This is a genomic window from Myxococcota bacterium, from assembly GCA_035498015.1.
Lineage (GTDB): Bacteria > Myxococcota_A > UBA9160 > SZUA-336 > SZUA-336 > VGRW01.
Map to the genome: position 1 here is coordinate 1 of DATKAO010000080.1, position 4,684 is coordinate 4,684.

Annotated in this window: 8 protein-coding genes; 5 read left to right on the plus strand and 3 right to left on the minus strand. The window is 72.8% G+C overall.

Annotation, left to right across the window (positions count from 1 at the left end):
- Positions 1-202 precede the first annotated feature (202 nt).
- Positions 203-736: a hypothetical protein gene (locus tag VMR86_06310; GenBank protein ID HTO06654.1), complete on the plus strand. Its 534-nt coding sequence runs from the start codon at positions 203-205 to the stop codon at positions 734-736.
- Entirely contained in the window at positions 729-1,292 is a 564-nt protein-coding gene (locus tag VMR86_06315) for a hypothetical protein (protein HTO06655.1), read from the plus strand. Before VMR86_06310 ends, VMR86_06315 begins: the two co-directional genes overlap by 8 nt.
- On the opposite strand, the gene VMR86_06320 is transcribed toward VMR86_06315, so the two are convergent.
- The gene (locus VMR86_06320; protein HTO06656.1) at positions 1,261-1,899 is read right to left on the minus strand and encodes a uracil-DNA glycosylase; all 639 of its coding nucleotides are present in this window, start codon (positions 1,897-1,899) and stop codon (positions 1,261-1,263) included. The genes VMR86_06315 and VMR86_06320 overlap by 32 nt on opposite strands.
- Positions 1,900-1,986: 87 nt before the next feature.
- Between VMR86_06320 and VMR86_06325 the strand changes: the two genes are divergently transcribed.
- Positions 1,987-2,346: a hypothetical protein gene (locus VMR86_06325; GenBank protein ID HTO06657.1), complete on the plus strand. Its 360-nt coding sequence runs from the start codon at positions 1,987-1,989 to the stop codon at positions 2,344-2,346.
- Positions 2,347-2,374: 28 nt separating this feature from the next.
- Here VMR86_06325 and VMR86_06330 read toward each other — a convergent pair whose 3' ends face one another.
- A complete protein-coding gene (locus VMR86_06330; GenBank protein HTO06658.1) occupies positions 2,375-2,827 on the minus strand; it encodes a hypothetical protein in 453 nt (150 codons plus the stop codon).
- Between the two features lie 46 nt (positions 2,828-2,873).
- Between VMR86_06330 and VMR86_06335 the strand changes: the two genes are divergently transcribed.
- Both VMR86_06335 and VMR86_06340 read left to right on the plus strand, forming a co-directional pair.
- A complete protein-coding gene (locus VMR86_06335) occupies positions 2,874-4,148 on the plus strand; it encodes an FAD-binding oxidoreductase (protein HTO06659.1) in 1,275 nt (424 codons plus the stop codon).
- Between the two features lie 15 nt (positions 4,149-4,163).
- Positions 4,164-4,310 carry a DUF5989 family protein gene (locus tag VMR86_06340; protein HTO06660.1) on the plus strand — a complete coding sequence of 49 codons (147 nt, stop codon included), beginning with the start codon at positions 4,164-4,166 and terminating at the stop codon, positions 4,308-4,310.
- Positions 4,311-4,344: 34 nt separating this feature from the next.
- Here the strand turns inward: VMR86_06340 and VMR86_06345 are convergent.
- On the minus strand, positions 4,345-4,684 hold a 340-nt coding region (locus VMR86_06345; protein ID HTO06661.1), incomplete at its 5' end, for a response regulator.

The window sequence follows — 4,684 nt, forward strand, 5'->3', positions numbered from 1 at the left end:
TCTCCCAGAACAGCGGCGCGGGCGGGCCCTGCCAAGTCACCTCCGGACACTCGACGGCCGCCAGTCGCTCCGCCAGCGCTCGCGACCGCGGCCCCGGCACTTCCGTGGTGATGCGCGGCAGGTCCTGTCCGGTCACGGCGCCGATGCTAGCCCGCGCTTCCCCCGGGGTACAGTCAACACGGCGGGTGCTATAAGTCGCCGCATGGCTTCGCGCGCTGACGGCGAGAACGCGGCGCCGCGTGCGACGCGCGTCGCGCTCGCGGCGCGGATCGCCCTCTATCTCTGCCTGGTCGTGGGTCTCTCGAATCTGTTGCTCGTGGACGCGGTCGACCGGGTGCTGCTGTCGCACGTGCGCAACGGAGTGGCAGCTCTGGCGGCGGTGGTGCTCTCGCCGTTCCTGAAGGAAGTGACTGCCGTGGGCGAGCGCGTGTTCGTGGGGCCGGCGGCGGTCGAGATCGTGAACGGCTGCACGGGGGTCGACGTGGGGATCTTCCTGGCGTCGGCCATTCTGGTGTTCCCGGCACCCTGGCGCGCGCGGCTGCGCGGGGTCGTGCTGGGCTTCGCGGTCGTGCTCGTGACCAACTTCGCGCGCGTGCTCACGCTGTGCGTGCTGAATGCCACTTCGCCGCGCGCCTTCGAGCTGGTGCACGTGTACGTGTGGCCGGCGTTCATTTCGCTGGTTTGCCTCGCCACGCTCCTGATCTGGATCCAGAGCACGCAGCCCGACGATGTCTAGACGCGTGCTGTGGCTCGCGGCGCGCTTCGCGCTGGCCTACGGTGCCCTGACCTGGCTCGCGGCAGTGACTCCCGTGTACGCCGAGCTGGAGCGACCATTCACGGCCGTCGCCGCGGCGCTCCTGCGCCAGTCGCCCGACGAGACACGCGAGCTGTCGTTCGAGCGCCACGAGATGAGCGGCACCTACCGCTACGAGCTGCGCGCGGGCACGCAGGGCAAGCGGCTCGAGCGCGGCATGCACGCGCACGGCTTCGTGGCCGTGCTGTTCCTGGCGTTGGTCGCCGCCACGCCCTGGCTCGGCGCGCCGCGCACTGCGGCCGCCGTCGGCGGCGGGGCGGCGCTGGTGCTCGCGGTGTGCGTGCTCATGCTGATGGGCGACGTGGTCGGCTGGGAAGCCGAGCTGCGCGCCGCGCTCGGTCAGTCACCCGAGGGCGCGCGGCCATATCTCGTCCCGCTCGGCTTCGTGGCGGGGCTGCACCGGACGGCGGCCGCGGGGGTCCTGCCGATCGCGTACTGGGCGCTGGTCACGCTCCGGCCAGGCGTGCTGCGCGGCTGAAGATCGCGCGCCACATGGGGCGGGTCAGCACGCCCGTGTTCGTGTTCTGGCGCGACGGGTGGTAGCTCGCGAGGAGCGGCGGTCCGCCCGCGGGAGTCACTTCCGCGCCGTGCGCGAACGGATGGCGCGCGAGCGGGGCGAGCCCGAAGCAGCGCAGGCTGGCCTGCCAGGCGATCTGGCCCAGCGCCAGCACGACGCGCACGTCGGGCAGCGCCTGGAACTCCTGCGCGAGCCACGGCCGGCAGCGCGCCTGCTCGTCGGTGGTGGGGCGGTTCTGCGGCGGCACGCACTTCACGGCGTTCAGGATGTACACGCCGCGGAGTCTCTCGCCGTCCCACCAGCCGCGCCGGCCCAGCTCGCCGTAGAGCCACTCGCCCGATGCGTCCATGAAGAAGGGGCGGCCCGACCGGTTGGCGCCGTGCAGCCCGGGCGCGAGCCCCACGATCGCGAGCCACGGCTTGCGGTCGCCGAAGCCGGGTACGGGCCGGTTCCAGTAGTCGGCGCGCAGGCTGCGCGACTCCGCCAGGAACGCGGCGAGCCGCGGGCAGCGCGCGCAGCCGGGGACCTGCCGCTCGATCTCGCGCAACGACGACTCACGAGCGCGCATCTCGTGCGCAACCTACGCCGGATCTGCGCAGCGCTCAAGCTCGAAGCCCGCGGCGCCGATGTGCATTGCGATCCCGGAGGATTCCGCATGCGCGCTGGGCTGGTCCTTTCACTGGTTCTCATATCACTCGTGTTCTCGGTCGGCGGCGTGGCCGTGGTCGGCCAGGCCGACTCCGAGCGCAGCGGCGCGCAGGCGCAGGTCACTCCGCCCGCCGGCGACCCGACTCACGTGCCGAAGCTCTCGACGGCTCCGCCCAAGGAGTGCAAGCCGCCGCAGCGCCTGCAGACGAGCACGATCCCGCTCAAGAACCGGTCGCAGACCCGGGTCCTGAACACGCACGGCTTCAACTACGCGCGCCCCGGCGAGCTGTGGCCGGAGGCGGCGTCGACCGCGAAGCCGGCCGCCGCGCCGCCTGCGGCGCCCCCGGCGGCGCCCGCCCCGAACTGAGTCGTTTGCGCCCGCGGGCGGCCGCGGTCTACGACTTGCGCGAGCTCCGGCTCGCCGCCAGGGCGCGCCAGAGCAGGAGCTGCCCGGTCACGACCGCCGCGGGCAGCAAGGTCCCACCTCCCGGCCCGAAGAACGGCCGCGCGAGCGCCGCAATCGCCAGCGGCACGAGCGCCGTCCACAGCGCGAGTCTCTGCACCTCGCGCGTGGTGTGACTCCGCGTCGGGCGGCCCGCCAGCCCCGCCCCCAGCGTGAGCACGACGTGCAGCGCCAGCATCGCCGCCGCGAAACGCGCGCTCGGTGCAGCCAAGGCGAGCAAGACGCAGGCGAGCACGAATCCCACGCGTCCGCCCCGGCGCGCGCCCAGCACACGTCGGCACGCCGCCGGCTGCGCCAGCGCCACGCCGAACACGAGCTCCGGGAGCTCGCGCGTCTCCAGAAACGCGCGGCGCGGCACCCCCGCTTCGCCTTCCCCCGCAGCCATCGGCGCGGGCATTGTAGCGTCTGACTCCGTTGCCGATTCTCTGTTCGTGGAGCGCACCCGGGTTCTCGTCGCAGGCGCGGGGGTGATCGGATCGTCGATCGCGTGCGCGCTCGCGGAGCGCGGCGTGCGCGACGTGTCCGTGGTCGACGTGGACCTGGCCGGCCGCTACGCCTCGTCGGAGCTCAACGCCGGCGGCGCGCGCGCCACCTGGTGGCAGGCCGTGAACGTCGCCGCCTGCCGCGACACACTGGCGTTCTTCGGCGCGCATGCAGAGGAGCTCTCGTTCCGGCGCGCGGGCTACCTGTGGCTCTACGCCGACGCGGAGCTGTGGGCCAAGGCACGAGAGGCGCGCTCGCTGCAGGCGCGGCTCGGGGTCGAGGTCGAGCTGCTGGCGCCCGCGGAAGTGTCTCGCCGCTTCCCGATCGTGGATCGGAGCCTCGAGGAGCTGGTGGGCGCGACCTTCTCCCCGAGCGACGGGCTGCTCAACCCGAACGCGCTGCGCCGCCTGTATCAGGAGCGTGCGATCGCTGGCGGCGCGCGCTTCCTGCGCCGCCATCACCTGGACGGGATCGAGGTCGCGGAGCGCGCCCCCGGCGTGCGAGCGGTCGAACGCGTCGACTTCACGGTGATCGCCAAGGGCGACCCGGCGGACGAGGCGCGCGTGATCGAGCGCATCCTGACACAGAACGGTGTACCCCGCGAGGCCGCGGTCGACCACGTGTCGATCCGTCCCGACGTATTCGTGAACGCGCTAGGCGCGTGGAGCCCGATCGTCTCCGCGCGCCTCGGCGTGCACAGTTTCAGCCAACCCGTGCGCCGACAGATCTCGATCGTCGACGTGCGCGCGCACGACGTGCCGCAGGGCGTCGACCTGCACGGCGGGCCGATGATCGTCGACGCGTCGGGCGTCTACTTCCACCCCGAAGGGCCGTACACGCTGGCCGGCTACTCCAACGCCGACGAGCCCGCCGGCTACCGCTTCGACTACGACGGCGACGAGTTCTTCGAGCGCGAGATCTGGCCGCGCCTGGCGCACCGCGCCGCGAGCTTCGAGCGCGCCCACCACGTGCGCGGCTGGGCGGGCCTCTACGCAGTGACTCCCGACTGCAGCGGCGTGCTCGGCCCGATCGCCGGCTTCGCCAACGCCATCGAGGCCCACAGCTTCACCGGCCGCGGCGTCATGCAGTCGCGCGCGATCGGCGTGGGCGTGGCCGAGCTCATCTGCGACGGCCGCTACCGCGCACTCGACCTCTCCCCGCTCTCGCCCGCGCGCTTCGCCGGCCCGCCCGACGGCTGGCTGCGCGAGGACTTGCACATCTAGCCCCGCCGCCCGAACATCCGCCGCGTGTCACGCACCTGGGACTATCTGCGCGTCCGGAAGAAGTTCTGGCTCCTTCCGATGCTGATCGTGCTGACCCTGTTCGCGGTCCTGGTCATGCTCTCCGTGGGCTCGGAGGGCAACTTCGTGTACACGCTGAACTGAGCTCTCCCGAGACGCGGCGGAGTGAGCGGGCGAGTCAGGCTTGCGCGCGGTTCGCGACCCGGCCCCGCACGTACTGGGCGACCAGCTCGAGCACCGAGAGTCGCGACAACGGCTGCAGCAGGAACGAGTCGAACCCGAAGCCGCGGGAGCGCTCGCGCAGGCCGGCGTCGGCCGGGGCGGCGACTGCCACGATCGGCGCGGTGCAGCCCACGTGGCGCAGCGCGGCGACTGCGCCGAAGCCGTCCATGACCGGCATGTCGAGCGCCATCAGCACCAGGTCGAACGTTCCGTGCAGCGCCGCGTCGACGGCGCCACGGCCGGTCTCGGCCGTCTGCACCTCGAGGCCGGTCTCCTCGAGGATGCGGCGGACCAGG